The sequence below is a fragment of the Microcoleus sp. bin48.metabat.b7b8b9.023 genome, assembly GCF_013299185.1.
GTDB lineage: Bacteria > Cyanobacteriota > Cyanobacteriia > Cyanobacteriales > Microcoleaceae > Microcoleus.
On record NZ_JAAFKG010000038.1, the window covers coordinates 49660 to 67489 of the forward strand.

Here is a 17830-nt window from a genome sequence, read left to right on the forward strand (position 1 = left end):
CTTCAGTCCTCTCCATCTGTGGTTCGTAGTAAGGACTTCAGTCCTCTCCATCTGTGGTTCGTAGTAAGGACTTCAGTCCTCTCCATCTGTGGTTCGTAGTAAGGACTTCAGTCCTCTCCATCTGTGGTTCGTAGTAAGGACTTCAGTCCTCTCCATCTGTGGAGAATTTAATTCAAGAAGGACTAAAGTCCTCACTACAAACCTGATTTATAATGAGTCATTAACCGGGAATTAATATCAGCCATTAAACAAACCAAATATCTCGCGGCAAAAGTGTTTGAGCTTTTCGGCTGATTCCGCAGCGGGCTCAGTTTCACCCACAAAACCCCAATTTTCCACGGTAGAAAAGCGCCACTGTTGACCAGTATGATCGTAACCTGCCGCCTCAACCCCGATCGCCCGCCGAGATCCTTCGACCGGATCTTGGTAAAATCGGATTTGGATCAAGATACTGCGGCTTTGCAACAAGCGACTTCTACCGGGAAAATGGAAGCCAATATCGATCGACTCAGGATCGACAAGTTCTCTGGTATCATGGTCATTCATCCAAGGTTTCAAATCGACTTTCACATCCGGAAATTCCGACTTAAATAAATTAACAACCGCAGCAATTTTGCTAGCTAATTCTATATTTCTGGCTTGTTCGGCAGCGTTCACTCGAAATACTCCTATCAAATACAGTTATTACACATTTAGTTAACAATGTAACTGCATATTACCTGCTTTAAACGGTAAACTGTGGACTATTTGATAGATTACAGTTCGCGATTGCACGGCTGGCCAGAAACCGGGTTTTTTTACGAAAAGACGTATTACAGCCGACAATTCAGGTAAAAACCCGGTTTCTTTGGTATTCATGCGTCCAATCTGCTAAATTTTCCCAGGTTGAATGAATTTTAGTCGATCGGCACTGCGATCGCAAATTCCGTACCTGCGGCCAACACAGATATGCCCTATGTAGTGGCGATGCGTCACAATCCTTTGTTGAAAGCGACTCACTGTGCGATTATTGGGTCGTGGCTGGCGTGAAAATGCAGGTGATTGGTGCGAGTCATGCGGAAATTGGTACATTTGCCTTTTGGGATTTTAAAATCCCAAAAACCTTTCGATCCAACTTATTTGCTCGCTACCCCTTGACTTTTCAAGACAGGAACTACAGTATTTTGGGATGTTTATTGAACACCAATAAACTTGTGAGTTTGCAAAGACAACCTGTAACTCGGATGCTGTTTCAATAACTCCAAAATCATCGGAATTGCCCGCTCGCGCTTTTCCCACTCCGGCTGCAAATATACAGGAATATTCACATTATCAGCCAAATATTTTGTGTAAAAATCAACTTCTTCGCCAGTGCTAACCACCAACTTAATTTCATTAGCTCTCGTCCAGAAACGCTCTTGCACCGGATAGTGAGGATTGACGTGTTCTTTAGGAGAAAGAGTAATCCAAGCCAGTGGCGAAATATCCTGCCAGTAAGCGCCCGAAGTTTCAATATTCACCTGTTTGTCAGTTGCTAACAAAGCTCGCACTAACTCCGGCAAATTCTGGTGAATAAAAGGTTCGCCACCACTAATGACAACCCTCGGAGACTGCAATTGATCTAGCAATTGTGCGATCGACTGTGGCACCGATGGCAAACCTTTGCCACCATTTCCGTAGCCTGTATCGCACCAAGGACACCGCACAGGACAACCAGCTAATCTGATAAAATCAACTAAAGTCCCCGTCCAGTAACCTTCACCTTGAACCGTACACTGAAAAGTTTCATGAATCGGTAATTTTATTTGTAAATTCGATCCCTGCATTTTACCTCAAACTAATTAATAATACTTGTTATAGCCTTTCTTAGATAGGTGAGGTACGTTGTTGGGCTTCAGCCCTCTTATCTTTATTATGTATTAAGCAACGTCGCATCAAAAAATCCATTTACAGTCATACCTCATCTTTCTGGTAAATCCTATACTACTTTTAGTAAGTGTAATTTGTCATCAGTAATTGATATAGTCCTGGATGCACGGTAGGCAGAAACCGGGTTTTTTATGCAAATACTGTATCGCAGCCTTTAATACAGATAACCACCCGGTTTCGAGAAGTCTTAATGAAGTTCCCAGCCACTTGAACTATTTAATTCTGTTCTTCAGGTGCCATCATCGTAGCCCAGCGGCGTTTCAGGGCCAAACTCAACCCGTCACCAATGGGAACAACACTGAGTGTTATTCTCGGATCGTTACGCAACTTGTCGTTGAAAGTACGAAGGGCGAGGGTACTTGTGTCTTGTACTTCAGGATCCGCAACTCGTCCAGACCACAGAACGTTGTCAATTACAATTAAACCGCCATTCCGCACCAGTTGGAGCGATCGCTCAAAATAAGCCTCATAATTCTCTTTATCGGCGTCGATGAAGGCAAAATCAAAGGTTCCGGCTTGTCCCTCGGCTATGAGTTTGTCGAGAGTATTTAGTGCTGGGCCCAAATGCAAAGAAATTTTGTTAGCCACACCCGCAGCTTCCCAATACCGTCGCGCGATCGAAGTATATTCCTCGCTGACATCGCAAGCAATAATTTTACCGTTAGAAGGCAGTGCTAAAGCTACACATAGCGAGCTATAACCAGTAAAAACTCCAATTTCTAAGGTTTTTGTCGCTCCCATAAGCTGCACGAGCATCTCCATAAACTGCCCTTGTTCGGGAGCTATTTGCATCATACCCATAGGATGCTTAGCAGTTTCTTTCCGCAGTGAAGCAAGAATATCTGGTTCCCGCAAAGAAATAGATAACAGATAATCGTAAAGTTGATTTTCTAGGCCAAGAGTTGAGTTCGCCATCGGTTTGTCCTTGCTGCTGACTTTTGATTTTACGTGGTATACGTGCAGTTATTGGAAATTGCAGACGGTAGAGTGAATTTTGGCACCTATTTTGCTGTCATTTCTCTCAGGGTAAGAGTATCGCCGTCTCGCTTGCAAGAATCTGGTAACTTGCTCTCACGGGCGATCGACCTCCCAATCAGTTTATCTCAGCTATAGGTGATTTAGTCGCCCAGGAAAAGAAAAGAGAACAAAAGGATGGTTTTGAGATTGCTGCATTCCTTGCGCTGCGTAACACTGTGAGTAATGCCAGCTTAACAAAATAATCTAACAGTCGGCAAGTTGCCAACCGATATACAATTAGTCATTCCTCATCTTAACTCTCCAACTTGTAGGAGCGGGACTTGTTCTGAGCGTAGCCTTTCATGAAGTCGAATAATCTCCAATGTCAAATGGTACAATCTGGGGAGGATATGACTTCATCTTGACAACTAATCGCCAATCAATAATCATTTATAATTTGCGCGACACTCACACAAATAAAGTTTAATTTAACTCTTGTTGATGGCTTCTTGCCTGTCTATTTTTCAAAAATTAAACAAGCGCGTGGCAATCCTTCTGTCCGGGAGTATTACTAATAGCTAATAATCCGAATAGACAGGGACATTTTTCTAAGTGTCACAGTATATTTATCCACACCTCAACGGCAGCATCTCATTTTTGTAAAAAGCCTTTTTTCTTTGAGTGCTGTCCCCGCTCGCGTGCTTTGTATAGCACGCGAGCGGGGACAGCACTACTACAAAGGCAAAACAGAGATACACCCCACCTCAACCACCTACCCACAATCAAAACAACATTCTCCTCTTGAAGCAGAGCAAGTATTTTGGTGACAAAACCAGGTTTTTGGCAGCCTTTGCCCTGGAATGTTACTAATCACTAACGAACCAGGAGCGCTCTGACAATTTCTTAACTGTCACAGTTGATTGCTCGACACCTAAACAAGTTATCCACAATCAAAATAACATTTCACAAAGGCAATTGCTATGTATTATAATTTTGCAGGTTTCGGTACTGGTACTGGCCTGTTGTTACTGTTAATTTTTGCTATTTTACAATGGCTGCACGTCCCCGCCGGCAGTTTTATAGATTGGGTAATTGCCATTGCTATTTTTGAATGGCTGTTGTTGATAGTTACAGTTCCTTGGAATATCCATTTTGAAGCTAAGGAAGTTTTAGCACAAGGCGCAGAATCTACTAAAAAAAATATTGCTGTCGATTCCGAACAACTAAAATACGTTACTGTATTAGCTAGGCGATCGCTCTGGGTGGCGATCGCCCTTCACCTGGTTAGCGCGATCGCACTTTATGCCCTATCCGCCACCGGCATTAGTGCTGTTGGCTATCTCAGTTCCGGTGCAGCACTGCTTTTAACTATACTGCGTCCGGCTATCCGAGGTTATCAGTATTTAGCCCAGCGGCTGACAACCATCCGCAGCGAATTTTTCCACCCCCGCGAAGATATTCTAGAACTCCGCAACCGCTTTGCAGAATTAGAATCTACAGTCAAAAATTTGGCCGATCAATTAAATTCAGACGATGAAACTTCTTGGGCTGCTATCCAAGAGCGGCAGCAACGGGCTACCAGGATAGAATTAACTAATTTAGCCGCATCTCTAGAAAATTTGCGATCGACAAATCAGGCAGAACACACTAAACTGGCAAGAGATGCCGAAAGTGCGATCGCCCAACTCACCGATGACGGACAATTTCTCAACCACGTCCGCGAAATCATCCGCTTCTTCAAAGAATCGTAAGACAGTTGACAGTTGACAGTTGACAGTTGACAGTTGTCAGTTGTCAGTTGTCAGTTGACAGTTGACAGTTGACAGTTGACAGTTGACAGTTGACAGTTGACAGTTGACAGTTGTCATTAGTTATTGGTTATTGGTTATTGGTTATTGGTTATTGGTTATTGGTTATTGGTTATTGGTTATTGGTTATTGGTTATTGGTTATTGGTTATTGGTTATTGGTTATTGGTTATTGGTTATTGGTTAACAGTTAACAGTTAACAGTTAACAGTCAACAGCTAACAATGCCCAATGCCCAATTCCCAATTCCCAATGCCCAATGCCCAATGCCCAATGACCAATTCCCTACCTTTAGATAGATGTCAGAGGCTCGCAAACTGTGAAAGTTTTAATTAAAAGAGAAGTTTATCAGTCTTGAGGAAGACTCAATAAATGTATTTTACATTACAGCAAGTTTCAGGAAACTATAACCAAAGATAGTTAGTGAATGAGTTAGCTTAGGCTTAATATTTAAACATAAGCCAAAGACATTTTTGAAAAAATAACTCAGGAATAAATCATGACTACTAGCAAATCAACACCGACCGACGAACAAATCGAAGCTAATATGGAAGCCCCCCATTATGACAGGGGCATTACTCCTGCTGAGACAGCAGCGCGGCAAGAACGCGAAGGCTCTAACTTCATGCACACAACCACTGAAGCGAAGCAGCAAAGCGCCAAAACCGACGACCAAACCGATGACGAAAGCATTCATACTACAGATGGTTATACAGTAGACAAGGAAGGTCTGGTTAACAATTACGCGATCGAACCCGAAATGTACATCAACGAACCGGGCGATTTGAGAGCAAAAGAGGAAGCCGAAGCCGCAGAACGCGCTCAAATTCTCGCAGAAATCAAAGATAAAAAAGGTGAGGAAGGAAAACTGACCATGGATGAAGACACCCGCGGCAAAGGCCCAGGAATGATCTAGGTTGTCTGGTTGGTAGTTGCGCTTCTGCGGGCGAGGTTTTCAACAGTTGACAGTTGTAGGGGCGGTGCCCCCGTGCCCGCCCTCTTCATTTTGATAGTAACCTCTACCTAGAAGGAAAAGGATTGGAATAATGAATAGTCTGATTTTAATTTCTCCCTCAAACGGAGAGGCTTTCAAGCAATTCTTTCTGGTAACTGCAAAGCCAAGAGGCAGGTTTTTCTAGATACGGGAATTGTCGAGCTTTCCGGTAAAACCCGCCTCTATTTTGTTTTCGACTTCTGTTGAGACGATCGCTAATAACTTATGTACGGTCATGCTTCGCCGTCTTCAAAAGTGATATGCACCCAATTAATCAAGCCCTCACATTCTCCCTCAACCAATTAAACTTTGCTTGAGCTAGCGCCAAATTTTCCAGGACGTTCGGATTAATATCCTCCCGATCCAATTCCTCCTGCTCCAATTCTATATTGCGACCGTATTCTATATGTCGGATCGTACCGCGCATCCTGTCTGCCAGACACAGCGAAATTCCATAATAAAATCGGGAAGCAAAACCCATATCGTGTTGAAGTTTTACGACTAGCTGCCTTCGGGGAATTACCAACAAGTGAGTTTCTTCTATTGCCATCACCGTGGCCAAAGGAGGGCGTGCGTCAATGAAAGAAACTTCTCCCACAAGTTCTCCGCTACCTATTTTAGCGAGTTCTTTGCTCTGCTCAGCCTCGATCCAAACGCTCATACTCCCCTTCAAAACAATGTAGAGAGCATCGTGCTGTCTCCCTTCATGGATCAAAATCTCGCCCGGTTCGAGAATTTCTTTTTTCCCTTTTTGAACGATCCAGTCGATATCGTCATTATTTAACTGGCTCAAAATAAAAAGCGCTTTTTTTCTACTGCTGTCGGCCATAACTTTAGCTCCCGATCGCTTATTTATATTAAATTTAGAGGGCGCGCGGTCGCAACTTCTTCCTAAGCAGTCACTCCTCGCTGAATACAGTTTTTTTATCCTGCCTAACTGCTTGGCAAAATCCTATTAGGGCAGACATTCCCAATATTCACAGATGAACCAGACTGAATCATAATCTCTCAATATTAGCATTCGTTGAACAATCTTTTTTAAATCGATCGGCATTCCCAAAAATCCTGCTTCATCTCCGTCTTAAAACCAACCCGGTTCTCCCCCACAGCATGGTTGCGGCAGGGGGCGCGGGAGACTAACGCTCCGCGCCCTATCTGGTATATCGCTAAATCGATCGCAAATCAGGATAACCAGCCAACATATCATCAGCAGTCAGAGTGTCCCCGTTAGCTTGAGGAGTCCACAGCACCTCAACCGCCAGCAACTGCTCGCTCGAAACTCCCCCAATTTGGCGCAAAGCTTGGCGCAAATCTTCAGAGTTTTTCACTGTCGGCAATTGCAATTTGCCCTGAGTACCGACAATCACCGTCACTACAATAAACTCACCCGGTTCAGAATTCAAATCAGAACCAACTAGGGCGCCGTTTTCCTGCAAAGCTGGCAGGTTATTGCTGCTCCCTGCTTGCCGGAGCTGGTTGTTATAATTCGAGAGCGTTTCTTCAGTAAACTTACTGCGTTCTGCCAAAGAAAACTGGTTAAATTTAGCTTCGGCTGCTTCCAAGCGAGTTTGCACAGAGTCAGCGCCCGCGTAAACCCAGTATTCAGGATGTCGCAACATCGCCAGAGTAGATTCTTGCAGCACTTGAGCGCGGCCGGCCGCTGTATCGGTATTCGCTTTGCGCGCTAGCGCGTCGAGTTCAGCTTGCAAACCGCGGGCTTCTGCTAGCAAACCAACTTGCAAGCGGGCCACAGATACCGTGGTAGTAGGCGCGCTGTTGCCGAGTTCGTCAGTTGCAGTCCCGGCGCGGCGGAAGCTTTGCACCAGGAAATTCGCGATCGAAATAAAAATCAAAATCGAAAACAGGCCACCAAATCCGCCCCCAAAGCCAAAAAACGGCAGCAAGAAGGGGAATCCGAAACCGCCACCAAAGCCACCTCCGTAGCCGCCGGGGTAGTAACCCCCTCCAGACGGTGCGTAAGTGCGACTAGGAGACGAGTAACTGCGCGCCGGAGCTCTAAAAGATCCGCCCCCCATCCGTCCTCCGCTGCGAGCAGCCAGAGCTCCGTCAGCGTTACCGAGGGCTAGCGTCAGTACCAGACCGATCGCAAATAGTGATTTCAAAAGCGGTTTGATCTTTGAAATTAGTTGCTTGTACATAAGACCGTTACTATTCGATAACACTTATAATTTACAGTCTATCCTCGCTTATGGGCAGCCCGGTTGCAGGTGTGCAGCGTGCGAGATATCCGTACCAACCCATCCCAGCACCAGTCAGAGAAGGAGAAAGACCAAATAGTAGAGTCGAAAGTCACAATTTTATCTACTGTCCAAAATTCCCTTTTTCTCATCCGGCACAAATTCCGTCACCACTTGGCCGCCGGCACCGTCACCTTTGACAACCACAGTTTGATTTTTTAACTCTCCCGCCGCCCTCGGCCCAGTCAAATTAAACACCGGATTTAATTGCTTGTAAACCACATTTCCTTCGGCGTCGAACGTCTGGTTACTTAAATACCACGTTACGCGATCGGTATTTAATTGAGATTCACGTTTCTCCCCGATTCCTACCACATTTCCCGTCAAATAAAAAATCTTTTTATCTAAATCTCCCCGCCCCGTATCCCCCGTCATCGTCACCTTTTCCACGCGGTGAAAAAGCTTGACAGGCCCGGGCGATATCACATATTGAGCCGGAAAATTCCAACTCATCAAACTGCTTTCTATTTGCAGGGGCGGGTCTGATGGCATCAATTGAGCGTTTTGGGTTAGCGTGGCAATTTTGGTTTTTAAGTCTACATCTACCTTGTCGGCAAAACCGCTGTCTGTTACTTTTTTATCTTTATATCTGTCAAGTTGAGTCGGTTGGTCGCTGTGTACCTTTTGTTGCTCCACAAACCAAACTAAATGTTCGGTTCGCAATTGCAAAACTGGATCTTTAACATTCGCCACCACAGATCCGAATAACTCCATCCTCTTAGCCCTGCTGAAAACCCGCGCTTCCTTCGCTGAAGCACTCACCTGTTTGTTCTGTCCAGTCAAATTATTGCGAATAACTAAAACATCTTCCTTCGGGCGCCACTCCAACTCATTTCCTCTCAATACCACGCCGTTTTTCAGATCGGTAGCGACTATGTTACCTTTGAGAAAAACCTGATTTCCTTCCTGAAATACCTGCCCGGTTTCTCCCTGAATATCATAAATTTCTTTGCCGTCCTGAAACAATTTGCCCACAGGTTTCTGAACGTTAACTATTTTTTGGTCTTTGCTGTAAACGGCGTTTTTCGAGTTTACTTTCCAGAACGTCTCACCCTTTTCGTTTGCTTGTTCTAGGGTTACTTTGTTCAAAGTTAAAGTGCTATTTGACTGCTGAGCTGTTTTGATATCCTCAGCTAATTTGTTCTTTTGAGTCTCTTGGGGAGCCGCACAAGCATTAATCCCCAAAATCAGTGCTGCTAACAATAGCGACATTAATTTTGGGGATTGGAAATTGGTAATTTGGGATTTGAGATTAATCATTGGTAATCGATAATTGGGCATTGGGCAAACAGGGCATTGGCCAAACAGGGCATTGGGCATTGATAATTGGTAATTGGGCAAACAGGGCATTGATAATTGGTAATTGGTAATTGGCTAATTAAAAACACTAATCAAAAATCTGTCATACTTGAGCTAAATTTTTAACTTCTAATTTTCAATTATTCAACCCATTCCCTATTCCCCATTCCCTATTCCCCATTCCCCATTCCCTATTCCCCATTCCCCATTCCCCATTCCCCATTCCCCATTCCCCATTCCCCATTCCCTATCTGTCGTCGTGTTCGTCCATCAAGCTCAAACCCGACAACGGGCGGTAGGCATAATTAGGACGCGAAGTTTTTTGGATGTCGTCCTTAATCATTTCCAAATCGATATAGCGATCGGCTACATTGATTAAACTGTCACTGGTCATCGATCGCAAACTCACCACCTCCACCCGCACGCCGCGATAGCTCACAGCATCCACAGCATAGGCCAAATCACCGTCGCCGCTCACCAAAACAGCCGTGTCGTAGGAACCCACCAACGCCATCATGTCTACAGCGATTTCTACATCCAAATTCGCCTTCTTAGAACCGTCGGGTAACTGTACCAAATCCTTAGAAATCACCCGATAGCCGTTGCGGCGCATCCACAGCAAAAACCCCTGCTGTTTCTCGTTAGTGCGATCGACACCCGTGTAGAAAAAAGAGCGCAACAGCCGCGATCCCGCAGTTAAACGACACAATAGCTTAGTGTAATCAATCTCAATTCCCAATTGTAAAGCCGCGTAAAAAAGATTAGATCCGTCAATAAAAATTGCCACTCGACCGCGATTTTCCAGAACCTGTTCCGGCGTAAAAAGGTCGTTGCTTTCTATTCTATTCAACATGATTGTTATGCCTCAAATTTTATGAAAGATTGGTAAGGAAATTAAGTGCTAATTCATAATCTGTCATAGCACCCCGATCGCTAGCTGCCGACTATGACGCTACTGTTTCCAGTAGTTCCAGCCGCTTAAACACTGGTTGGGGTTCCCCCAGAGTTTGGTTTGCAGGCAAAGCGCCCCAGGTAGCATGAGCTACAAAAGTCGCTAAACTGTTAACTGCAACACGATCGTTAAAGTCAATTGAAAAACCTAGCTGCTGATAGATAGCGTTGCTGATATTTGGAATAATCGGCGATAAAAGGTAAGATGCTAGTCTAACAGATTCCAGAACAGAATATAGCACTTCTTGGAGACTTTCGAGCTGTCCTTGCTTGTACAAAGTCCAAGGTGCTTGTACGTCAATAAACTTGTTACCGGCTCGAACTAATGCAAGCACAGCTTCGCAAGCCTTGCTAAAAGCTAACTCTTCGTAAAAACCCGCCACTCGATCGCCCAAATCCAGGCTCATACCCTTGAGAAGGTTGTCGCCGGAAATACTTTCCCCAGACACATTTGGCACGCAGCCACCGCAATATTTGCGAGCCATGTTTAAAGTCCGGTTAAGCAAATTTCCCAGATCGTTTGCTAGCTCAGCATTCAATATATTGATAAACCGAGTTTCGTTAAAATCGCCGTCTTCTCCGAACTCAATTTCTTTGAGGAAATAGTAACGAACTGCATCAGCGCCGTATTTATTGACCAATTCGACCGGGTTTAAAGTATTTCCCTCCGTTTTTCCCATTTTTTTGCCGTCTTTGGTCAAAAAACCGTGAGCGAAGACGCGGCCAGGTACGGACATACCGGCGGACATCAGCATTGCCGGCCAATAAACTGCGTGGAAGCGGAGAATATCTTTGCCGATCAAGTGCAGGTCAATCGGCCACCATTTAGATAAAGCATTCTCTAACAATGGGTCGCTGTCCGGATCGAGCAGAGCCGTGATGTATCCCAGCAAAGCGTCAAACCAGACGTAAATGGTGTGGCCCGGATCAACTGGTATTGGCAGGCCCCATTCCAGATTCACCCGAGAAATCGAAAAGTCTTGGAGTCCAGAGTTGACGAAGCTGAGCACTTCGTTACGCCGACTTTCCGGCGCGATAAAGTCGGGACGTTCTGCGTACAATGCCAGCAGTTGGTCTTGATAGCGCGACAGGCGAAAAAAGTAATTTTCTTCGTCGCGCCACTCCACTTCTTTGCTGGTGTGGACGGAACAGCGATTTCCGGGGAGCAAATCGCGTTCATCTTTGAATTCTTCGCAGGAGACGCAGTACCAGCCTTGTTGCTGGTTCAAGTAGATATCGCCGGAGTTCCAGACGCGCTGGAAAAATTCTTTGACAATGTACTCGTGGCGTCGCGAAGTTGTGCGGATAAAGCGATCGTACTGGATAGAGAGTTGCTCCCACAGCGCCTCAAACCCGGGAACTACTAAATCGCAGTGAGCTTGGGGCGATCGTCCCAAACTGCTTGCCGTGCGCTGAATTTTCTGCCCGTGTTCGTCGGTTCCGGTAACCAGCAACACTGATTTGCCCCGCAGCCGCTCAAATCGGGCTAGGGCATCGGCTGCCATAGTCGTGTAAGCGCTGCCAACGTGAGGCAAATCATTGACATAATACAGAGGCGTTGTTATGGCAAAGGTATTTTTAGTTATATCGGTCGATTTCATTGAATGGTAAAAGAAAATTCCCTAAATTTAATTTCGATCTTAACTCAGCGCTTCAATCTTTTCTGGAGTGGCAATCAAGCCAAAATTGCTGCAACTTGTGGGCAATTGTTTAACCCGGGCTATTCCCCAAAGAAATATAGCTTTCCTCTCAAGACTAATCTTTTTTAGATCTTTTTGACGAACTCTCTAAAATGTCTTAAGATTTTGATATTTTGCTGCCTTGGGGCCCCATAAAAGTGCAGATCCCGGGTCTTCAATTCATTTCTCGCAGGCACTATCCCGGAGTGCGGGGGATCGCCGACTGGATTTGCAGCAAAACTCCTCGAAACGCCTGCTGAAAGCAACCGAGCGACTGGCACTCCCCCAGCGCTGCCTGTAAATGGGCGATCGGGGCTCACTCGCTATGTCAAATCCGATCGCCCGCAACTCCTGCCAGTTTCCGAGCCACTCCTAGACGCAGCAATCGGGTTGTTTGCGAAAATCTCTAGTGAAGCGCGATGCTTTGGTTGCTTGACCCAGCAAGAGCCGGAAACCAAATGTTTATTGACAAAAAAAATGTTTTTTTTAATGTTGCCACTACATCCGGCAAACAAAATTAAACCCCAAGCTAGTTAGGCTTGGGGCTATCTAAATTATGGTCTATATAACAATATATTATCCTTCCGGAAAATTCACTCGATTTCCGCCAATAGCTTCGGACAAATAATCCGCCGCAGCTTCCACCACCGCGATCGCATTTTCGTAAACCATCCGCGTCGGCCCCAAAACCCCAACACTACCCACCGGCATTGATCCCCGGCGGTAAGTCGAAGAAATCAGAGTACAGCCGCGAATTGGTTCTAACGAATTTTCTGAACCAATACGCACCGTTACCCGTTTCCCAGGCGAGTCCAAATCAGGCGATTCAAAAATCAAAGGCCAAAGCAGTTCCTGTTCTTGTTCGAGCAGTTGCACCAGGGTTTGAACTTGCTGCAACTGCGAAAACTCTGGCAAGCGCAGCGCTTCTGCCAAACCGCCGATCAGAATCCGCGTGTAGGCTGGATTGCTTTGACGGCTGCTCAATGCAGCCAGCATGGTTTCCATCCACTCCGCGTACAGTTCAAAGTCCCGGTCTAACTCGCTCCAGTCTACAGCGGAGAGTTCCGAGAGCGATCGTCCCCGTAACTTGCTGTTCAAAAAATTGGACAAAATCTGCAATTCGCGATCGACAATTTCAACATCCGGCCAATTACCTTCTGCGCCCTTCGGCAACTGTACTAACACCGAGTGAGTTTCGTAGGCATCCGTCACCACGATCAGCATCACCTTACCCGCCTCTAGCTGCACCAGTTGCAAGTGTCGCAAGCAAGCCATATTGGTTTGCGGTATGGTAATCATGGCAATATAGCCGCTGATCGTTGCCAGAATTTTAGCAGCGCCGCGGAGTGCCCCATCCATGCGACCATCCGACCAATTGAGTTGATCCAGTACCTGTTCCACCTTACGGGCAAGCGTATCAGACGGCTGAATCAACTGGTCTACATAAATTCTGTAGCCGGAGTCAGAGGGGACTCGTCCGGCAGAAGTGTGGGGCTGATAGAGCAGTCCAGCTTTTTCAAGAGTCCCCATCGCATTGCGAATGGTAGCTGGGCTGACGCTGAGGTTGTATTCGTCAACCAAAGCTTTTGAGCCAACGGGTTCCGCTGTTGCTATGTAGTGGCGAACCGTTGCCCAAAGGATGTGTTGTTGCCGATCGGTGAGGTTAACGCGCACAAATAATATTTAAGCAGAGTAAGAATTTAGAGTTGAAAGCCATTGAAAACCTTTGTCCGAAAAGGGCGATCGGGCAGAGTTCTTTACTTAAGATAACAGATTTAGGCGAAGGAAGAAGTCAGTGGTTATTGGTTATTGGTTATTCGTTATTCGTTATTCGTTATTCGTTATTGGTTATTGGTTATTCGTTATTCGTTATTCGTTATTCGTTATTCGTTATTGGTTGCCAATAACCTCCCATGCCCGATGCCCGATGCTTTTAGGCCCGATGCCCGATGCCCGATGCCCTCTTTGCCCCATGCCCCATGCCCCATGCCCCCATGCCCCCATGCCCTGTTTGGCCGATGCCCCATGCCCCCATGCCCGATGCCCTGTTTGGCCGATGCCCTCTAATCATGTTCTTTCAGAATATTTTGCAGGTAACTAGCCACTGCATCTGGCTGTTCCACCATTGCCAAATGGCCGCAATCGGGAAGCTGAAGTACATTTTCGCCACAACCTTGGAACATCCAGTGAAAGCTAGCCAAATGCAGCACGTATTTTGGTTCCATAATTTTGTCTTTAGTGCCGGCAATAAAATACACAGGCTGCTTGAGTCGGGACACTATTTGTGGCAACAGGTGAATCTCGGCTTCTGTGGTGGATTCCAACAAAGCCCCCAAAGCTGCATCTGGATGGGCTGCCACGAAATCTCTCAAGCGCTGCCGTCCCCACGATCGCCCGATCGAGCGATCGACAGAATCGCGGGCAAACACCAAATCTGCTAGTGGCAAATGAGGCAGCCAGCGGGGACGCATTTTTACTAGCTGTGTGCCGACGGCTCGAAATCGCTCGAATTCTTCCTTTAGATAGATGCCGCCGCCTGCATTAATACAGATAACACCTTTAATACGATCGCACAATTGGCTGGCTCCCCAAAGAGCGATCGTACCGCCGAGAGAGTGTCCCACCAGCCAAGCACTAGAAATATCCAGTTTTTTGAGTAAAATTTCCAAATCGCGAGCGTAGGCTGCGGGAGTGTAGGAACTTAGCGATTCTCCTCGCTCGCGACTATCATCGCCGTCGGATTGAGAATCCCCAAACCCTCGCAAATCGTAAGTCAGGCACTGATAGCTGGGTGCCAAGCGATCGGTCAGAGGTTGCCAGTAGCGGCGGCTTAACAGCCAGCCGTGGACAAATACCAGAACCGGGGAAGTTGGAGTGGGAGCCGTCAAATCGCAAGCGTGCCGAACCCCTAGGATGTCGATGGTTGCCATAATTTTATCCTATCGCGAAATCAACACAGAGGGATCGGCTGTTACTGGAGGGCGATCGGCTCAGTTTAACTTTCTCTGGATGAATATCAGGTTTTGAGCAAAAACCCAGTTTCTGAACGCAAGAGAAATGCAAGTCGGAAGCAGAAATCACAAAGAAGTAATAAAATCAAGGGTTTCAGGAATTAAGAACGTCCTTAAGCTCGATCTGATAGCTCCAAACGTTGTTGTGAGAAACCGGCTTTCACCAGCGTCAGGCGCTATTCCTAAAACCGCTCGCCCAACAATCTTTGTCGCACCCCCTCAGCGATTTTCTGCCCCAGATACTCAGGAATCAAACTTTCATTGGGGCCCAACAAATAGAGAATCAAGCGAGTTCGCCCCCGCCAAACCAATAAATTTGCATTTACCACCAACAAATCCTCTTGCCAGATGGCATACATAACTTTGTAAAAAAGTCCAGGCTGGTTATCTGCTTCAATCAACAAAGCCGGCAAGTGGAAAACCGGATCGACGTAAAATTCAGTAGCCACATCCTCCAAACCCGCGTCTAAATTAAATTCCACAGCCAACATCTCTTCCACCTCAAAATGCCCCGCCAAGGCCTCTCGAACCGCCCTACAGACGTTTTCTGCGGTTTTATCTGCCAGTACCTTGCCACCGCGAGATACCACCAATTTGATAAATACCAGCATCGGCGGGTAAATTTGACCGTAGAGACTGAGACTGTGAATCGTGAGCCCGTAGGCAGCCAGCACACCGAAAATGTCGCTCAGTAGAAAAGACTGATTCCGGTAAGCAAAATGCAGGGCACTTTTGTTACCTTCGGCTCTAATTTCGATGACTGCTTGCCGAGTTTTGTAAAGTTGGTAAGCTAATTTGAGGTTTTGCAGTTGGATTTCGCTGCTGACAAATTGCTCGTAAAACTGTGGAAACGCTCGGTTAAAGCGCTTGAGAAGTTCTAGTGTAGATGGTTTTAAACCCGAAGCCATAATTGAGGGGAAGGTGCGGGAGATATACTAGGTATTGACTGATACATTTACGCGAAACTTGCCCGGCTATTAGCGGACAAAGTAACGAGAGCACTATCACCCTCATAGGAGATAGAGGCGGTATCCCGCAAAGCTTTCAGTAATATACCAAAAGCGCCATTGTAATCTCGTGGGATTGAACAGCCACATTCAGGACAAGTAAACACTTTAGAACCACCTAGCTTTTGATGTACGTGACCGCAATGGGTACAAGTTTTAGACGTGTATTCTTCAGTGACATCAATCACATTGACATTTCTAACATTTGCCTGATGTTTGATGGTTTGTTTGAATCTGTAATGCGCCCATGTCAACATGGCTCGCTTCAGTTTTTGAACGAATCTTTCTTCGTGCTTTGGCGACCATTTGGGAAGACTCAAAAGTCGGAAGAAATATGACTCTATAGTTGCTAGTTAAATAGCAAGCGGTTTGTTTTTGGCATTCGTCTACTAAATTACGAATGCGTATTCTCATACGGTGAGCCGCTTGTCTCATCCGTTTTCGGCGCTGTTTCGTAGCTTGAGACATTCGGCTCATTAGGTTATCTAGGTGTTGACAGAGACGAGCTATTCGACCCATGTCACCACCTCCAAACTCAAGGAATTTATTGCCATCAAACCCGGTTGTCCCGTAATGTCCGGCAAATTTGTTATTTAGTTAGTCCTCCCATGCCTTATGGCAATGGGATTTTCGATTTGACGATTCGACTTAAATTTCGCCCGCCTCCTCACTAACAACAAAAATCAAATCTGTCTGGGAATATCTAACTAGAATGTCACGGTTGTGCCATTCCATTAGCATTTTCCACCAAGTATATGAGTTCCGACGCGATCGGCGGTACTCAAAAGAAGCAATTCCTAAAATGCCTCTGTCCTGGTTGGGCAACAAATTTTACCTTAACACTGGGTTGTCCCAGCACAGGCTAGGAGAACAGTTCTACCAAACTTGACGAGAAGCAAAAAAGCACAGAGTCAATATTGGACGACAAATCCCTGTTTTCGGCGTAAGATGAGTGTACCGTAAACTGTTCCTCAAGAGGCTACCCGCAGTTCATCCCACGCCGATCGGAGTGGGTTTATCTATCGGGTTCTCTTTCACATCGTCCAACTTCTACTACCTTAACCGCGCCTGCATGGGTTTTTGGAAAAACTTATTTAGTAGTTCTGAGTCTGCCTCTGTACCCCAAACAGCGGAATTTGAGGAAGATGTGGCTCTTGGGTTAGGCGATCCGCTTTCCCCAATGTTTCGCAAACCCGCCAGCGGCAACGCTCGCATCTTTTTTAGTTGCGATCGGGACATTGACCTCTACGAACTCGAAGAACTTTGTAATGCAGTGGGTTGGTCCCGCCGTCCCCTGCGTAAAGTCAAAAAAGCTATTGTGCACAGCTTCCTAGTCGTCTCTATGTGGGAGATACGGGGCAGCCAGCGACGGCTGGTCGGTTTCGCCAGAGCGACTTCAGACCATGCTTTTAATGCCACCCTTTGGGATGTGGTAGTTCATCCTGATTACCAGGGTAAAGGCATGGGCAAGGCACTGATGAAATACATCATTAAAAAACTCCGCAGTGAAGACATCAGCAACATTACCTTATTTGCTGACCCTCAGGTGGTGGATTTTTACCGAAATTTGGGCTTTATGTCCGATCCAGAGGGCATTAAAGGTATGTTTTGGTATCCAGATTAGCTCGCCCGGTGGAGGTCAGCGTTGATTTGTTGAATAAATGCAATATTCAAGCTGCCAAACACCTCACAAGCCTGTGGGCTGCGGTCAGTTACGCTTTTATGTATCCCCGCAGCTTGTCAAGCCCCACAACCTTAAAAAAACTTCGACGTAGCTGCATCGAAAGCTAAAATAAAAAAAAAGCTTGACAAGCAGGTGGTTTTCTGCGTTAATGGTTAAGAGATAGCCAATACACCGGGATGTAGCGCAGCTTGGTAGCGCGCCTGCTTTGGGAGCAGGATGTCGCAGGTTCAAATCCTGTCATCCCGATCGCACAATTTTAAATAATAGATTCAAGC

The 17830-nt window shown here is 46.1% G+C and carries 17 protein-coding genes and 1 tRNA gene; 5 read left to right on the plus strand and 13 right to left on the minus strand.

The annotated features are described in order from the left end of the window. Positions 1-237 precede the first annotated feature (237 nt). The 3 genes from QZW82_RS20570 to QZW82_RS20580 form a co-directional block, all read right to left on the minus strand. Positions 238-657: a hypothetical protein gene (locus tag QZW82_RS20570; protein ID WP_293152002.1), complete on the minus strand. Its 420-nt coding sequence runs from the start codon at positions 655-657 to the stop codon at positions 238-240. 515 nt (positions 658-1172) lie between these two features. Beyond that, positions 1173-1805, minus strand: a complete 633-nt coding sequence (locus QZW82_RS20575) for a 7-carboxy-7-deazaguanine synthase QueE (RefSeq protein WP_293152005.1) — start codon at positions 1803-1805, stop codon at positions 1173-1175. 319 nt (positions 1806-2124) lie between these two features. Continuing rightward, positions 2125-2823, minus strand: a complete 699-nt coding sequence (locus QZW82_RS20580; protein ID WP_293152008.1) for a class I SAM-dependent methyltransferase — start codon at positions 2821-2823, stop codon at positions 2125-2127. Between the two features lie 42 nt (positions 2824-2865). Here QZW82_RS20580 and QZW82_RS20585 point away from each other — a divergent pair, with 42 nt between their 5' ends. The 3 genes from QZW82_RS20585 (at position 2866) to QZW82_RS20595 (ending at position 5588) form a co-directional block, all read left to right on the plus strand. Next, on the plus strand, positions 2866-3021 hold the full coding sequence (locus QZW82_RS20585; RefSeq protein WP_293152011.1) for a hypothetical protein: 156 nt from the start codon (positions 2866-2868) through the stop codon (positions 3019-3021). An 824-nt stretch (positions 3022-3845) separates the two neighbouring features. Then, entirely contained in the window at positions 3846-4616 is a 771-nt protein-coding gene (locus tag QZW82_RS20590; protein WP_293152014.1) for a hypothetical protein, read from the plus strand. A gap of 555 nt (positions 4617-5171) precedes the next feature. After that, entirely contained in the window at positions 5172-5588 is a 417-nt protein-coding gene (locus QZW82_RS20595; protein ID WP_293152017.1) for a hypothetical protein, read from the plus strand. Between the two features lie 352 nt (positions 5589-5940). Here the strand turns inward: QZW82_RS20595 and QZW82_RS20600 are convergent, their stop codons facing one another. The 10 genes from QZW82_RS20600 to QZW82_RS20645 all read right to left on the minus strand — a co-directional run bounded on the left by QZW82_RS20600 (position 5941) and on the right by QZW82_RS20645 (position 16696). Beyond that, on the minus strand, positions 5941-6495 hold the full coding sequence (locus tag QZW82_RS20600) for a cyclic nucleotide-binding domain-containing protein (RefSeq protein ID WP_293152020.1): 555 nt from the start codon (positions 6493-6495) through the stop codon (positions 5941-5943). A gap of 337 nt (positions 6496-6832) precedes the next feature. Beyond that, positions 6833-7825 (minus strand): DUF1517 domain-containing protein, encoded by a 993-nt coding sequence (locus QZW82_RS20605; protein ID WP_293152022.1) that lies wholly within the window; start codon positions 7823-7825, stop codon positions 6833-6835. Between the two features lie 159 nt (positions 7826-7984). Then, positions 7985-9205: an LPS export ABC transporter periplasmic protein LptC gene (gene lptC / locus QZW82_RS20610; protein WP_293152024.1), complete on the minus strand. Its 1221-nt coding sequence runs from the start codon at positions 9203-9205 to the stop codon at positions 7985-7987. 265 nt (positions 9206-9470) lie between these two features. Then, positions 9471-10076, minus strand: a complete 606-nt coding sequence (locus QZW82_RS20615; RefSeq protein WP_096831201.1) for an NYN domain-containing protein — start codon at positions 10074-10076, stop codon at positions 9471-9473. A gap of 91 nt (positions 10077-10167) precedes the next feature. Beyond that, positions 10168-11775, minus strand: coding sequence for a methionine--tRNA ligase (gene metG, locus QZW82_RS20620; protein WP_293152027.1), 1608 nt, complete (start codon positions 11773-11775; stop codon positions 10168-10170). Positions 11776-12429: 654 nt separating this feature from the next. After that, a complete protein-coding gene (gene hrcA / locus QZW82_RS20625; RefSeq protein ID WP_293152031.1) occupies positions 12430-13527 on the minus strand; it encodes a heat-inducible transcriptional repressor HrcA in 1098 nt (365 codons plus the stop codon). Positions 13528-13916: 389 nt separating this feature from the next. Further along, on the minus strand, positions 13917-14783 hold the full coding sequence (locus QZW82_RS20630; RefSeq protein WP_293152035.1) for an alpha/beta hydrolase: 867 nt from the start codon (positions 14781-14783) through the stop codon (positions 13917-13919). Between the two features lie 263 nt (positions 14784-15046). Continuing rightward, entirely contained in the window at positions 15047-15772 is a 726-nt protein-coding gene (locus tag QZW82_RS20635; protein ID WP_006631881.1) for a hypothetical protein, read from the minus strand. Between the two features lie 47 nt (positions 15773-15819). Next, positions 15820-16128 carry a zinc ribbon domain-containing protein gene (locus QZW82_RS20640; protein ID WP_293152038.1) on the minus strand — a complete coding sequence of 103 codons (309 nt, stop codon included), beginning with the start codon at positions 16126-16128 and terminating at the stop codon, positions 15820-15822. 391 nt (positions 16129-16519) lie between these two features. Beyond that, positions 16520-16696 (minus strand): hypothetical protein, encoded by a 177-nt coding sequence (locus QZW82_RS20645; RefSeq protein WP_293152041.1) that lies wholly within the window; start codon positions 16694-16696, stop codon positions 16520-16522. Between the two features lie 247 nt (positions 16697-16943). Between QZW82_RS20645 and QZW82_RS20650 the strand changes: the two genes are divergently transcribed. Together QZW82_RS20650 and QZW82_RS20655 are read left to right on the plus strand one after the other, a co-directional pair. Further along, a complete protein-coding gene (locus QZW82_RS20650) occupies positions 16944-17495 on the plus strand; it encodes a GNAT family N-acetyltransferase (protein WP_293152075.1) in 552 nt (183 codons plus the stop codon). 232 nt (positions 17496-17727) lie between these two features. Beyond that, positions 17728-17801 (plus strand) — tRNA-Pro (locus QZW82_RS20655). Positions 17802-17830: the final 29 nt, after the last annotated feature.

Bases quoted from the DNA above. Each gene is read 5' to 3' on its own strand.
- QZW82_RS20575 (WP_293152005.1), bottom strand. From the start codon at position 1,805: ATGCAGGGATCGAATTTACAAATAAAATTACCGATTCATGAAACTTTT.
- QZW82_RS20580 (WP_293152008.1), bottom strand. From the start codon at position 2,823: ATGGCGAACTCAACTCTTGGCCTAGAAAATCAACTTTACGATTATCTG.
- QZW82_RS20590 (WP_293152014.1), top strand. From the start codon at position 3,846: ATGTATTATAATTTTGCAGGTTTCGGTACTGGTACTGGCCTGTTGTTA.
- QZW82_RS20595 (WP_293152017.1), top strand. From the start codon at position 5,172: ATGACTACTAGCAAATCAACACCGACCGACGAACAAATCGAAGCTAAT.
- QZW82_RS20600 (WP_293152020.1), bottom strand. From the start codon at position 6,495: ATGGCCGACAGCAGTAGAAAAAAAGCGCTTTTTATTTTGAGCCAGTTA.
- QZW82_RS20605 (WP_293152022.1), bottom strand. From the start codon at position 7,825: ATGTACAAGCAACTAATTTCAAAGATCAAACCGCTTTTGAAATCACTA.
- lptC (WP_293152024.1), bottom strand. From the start codon at position 9,205: ATGCCCAATTATCGATTACCAATGATTAATCTCAAATCCCAAATTACC.
- QZW82_RS20615 (WP_096831201.1), bottom strand. From the start codon at position 10,076: ATGTTGAATAGAATAGAAAGCAACGACCTTTTTACGCCGGAACAGGTT.
- metG (WP_293152027.1), bottom strand. From the start codon at position 11,775: ATGAAATCGACCGATATAACTAAAAATACCTTTGCCATAACAACGCCT.
- QZW82_RS20630 (WP_293152035.1), bottom strand. From the start codon at position 14,783: ATGGCAACCATCGACATCCTAGGGGTTCGGCACGCTTGCGATTTGACG.
- QZW82_RS20635 (WP_006631881.1), bottom strand. From the start codon at position 15,772: ATGGCTTCGGGTTTAAAACCATCTACACTAGAACTTCTCAAGCGCTTT.
- QZW82_RS20640 (WP_293152038.1), bottom strand. From the start codon at position 16,128: ATGTTGACATGGGCGCATTACAGATTCAAACAAACCATCAAACATCAG.
- QZW82_RS20650 (WP_293152075.1), top strand. From the start codon at position 16,944: ATGGGTTTTTGGAAAAACTTATTTAGTAGTTCTGAGTCTGCCTCTGTA.